This window comes from Paenibacillus sp. SAFN-117 (assembly GCF_051966115.1).
Classification (GTDB): domain Bacteria; phylum Bacillota; class Bacilli; order Paenibacillales; family NBRC-103111; genus Paenibacillus_L; species Paenibacillus_L residui.
On record NZ_JBQCLK010000083.1, the window covers coordinates 1 to 1,576 of the forward strand.

Annotated in this window: 1 protein-coding gene; it reads right to left on the minus strand. The window is 43.5% G+C overall.

Annotated features, from left to right (window positions below; all coding sequences use genetic code 11):
• Nucleotides 1-24: 24 nt before the first annotated feature.
• Nucleotides 25-1,491 (minus strand): IS1182 family transposase, encoded by a 1,467-nt coding sequence (locus ACTHRH_RS25625; protein ID WP_379290870.1) that lies wholly within the window; start codon nucleotides 1,489-1,491, stop codon nucleotides 25-27.
• Between the last annotated feature and the right edge of the window lie 85 nt (nucleotides 1,492-1,576).

Below are 1,576 nucleotides of genomic sequence, written 5' to 3' on the forward strand. Positions count from 1 at the left end.
CATCAGGCTGTTGAGAAAAGGGGGTTAAGCAGTTAATTTACGATCCCCAAATACAAAATTGGTTAAACTTGTAAGAAAAGACCGAATCGCATAAGCTGTTCCCGCCAAAGATAGCTTACCTAGATACCGCGCTATCTTCTTGAGGTTCTGTGCGATGGCTGTCATCATTGCCTGCTCTCGGGTCTTCTCGATCCCGCGAAACCGGCAACGGCGAAGCCCATGGAGCTCTTTGGCATCCGCGAAGCTTCGCTCTATCGTTTGACTGCGTAATTTGTACACAGCAATTCCATTCTCGCTTTGTTTGTTCTGGACGACCTGTTCCTTGAAGTCCTCCCATATATGTCGTTGGATCTTTCGTTGTTTTTTTGTTGCTGTACATTGCTCCAGTAGCGGACAAGCTTCACACACAGCAGCATCGGATTTATATTCTCTAAAGCCACTTCGATTTGTGGTAGTGTATGTCAGCTTTTCGCCCATTGGGCATAGATAAGAATCATTTTCCTTGTTATAACTGAAATTCGCCTTAGGTAAAGTGCCTTCTTTGGTCGGGGCGCTGCGTTCTGCAATGACAGGAAACAGGTTCATGCTCAATGTCTTCATACAAATGTAGGGTGTCATATACCCAGAGTCCAAAGCTACGGCTTCTAATGTCTTGGAGAATCCAAACGTTTCAATTTGGCGTGTAAGCCGTTCGATGTAAACCGTGGAGTCATTCACATTACCCGGTGTGACAAAAACATCCGTGATGATATTAAACTTATGGTCAACCGTACGGTGATCAAGATAGAAAAAACCTTCCGGCTTTCCTTTGCGCATCATATACCCACTATCGGGATCGGTCGTACTGACTTTAACTTTCTTCTCTTCAGGCACCTCCTTTGTTGGGGGCAAGGGCTTTTTTCCATGAGTCATCCGGTCTTCGTTAATCGCATTCTCTAATTCGCCGAGATACTCCTGGGGTGTTTCTTGAACGACTTGAATCGTATAGTTATTTTTATTGGCATTAGCCTGAATATGAGTCGAGTCCGAAATCAAAACACGTCCGGCTACCATACGGTGATGAATAGCCAAATGTACCACTTCATCGAAAATATCCTGAAATACATTCGTGCCCGCAAACCGTTTGGTTCGATTCCAACTGATGGTCGAGTGATCGGGTATAGAATCTGAAAAACCAAGACCTAGAAACCAGCGAAAAGCAGCATTAAGAATGATTTCCTGTTCTAATTGTCTTTCGGAACGGATCCCGTATAAGTAACCAATGAGCATCATTTTGAAAAGCAGGATCGGATCAAGTGCCGGACGGCCTTTGTTTTCGCTGTAATAAGGACGCACCTTCTCTATAATAAAGGAGAAGTCCACATGTTCATCGATCAACCGTAGAAGGTGATCCTTGGGTACTAAGGAATCAATGCAAATCATTTCGAGCTGTCCTGAATTAGGATGGGTAGACTTCGTACGCTTCAGCAATGTGTTCACGCGCCTTTTCATTCGTCATTTTAACTAAATTATACAATATTAACGCGTTAAATTGTTGAAATACCCGAAATTTATTGACTTTCTCAACAGCCTGATT

What these genes read in the sequence shown, in the direction of transcription:
- ACTHRH_RS25625 (WP_379290870.1), bottom strand. Translation starts at nt 1,491, where the DNA reads ATGAAAAGGCGCGTGAACACATTGCTGAAGCGTACGAAGTCTACCCAT.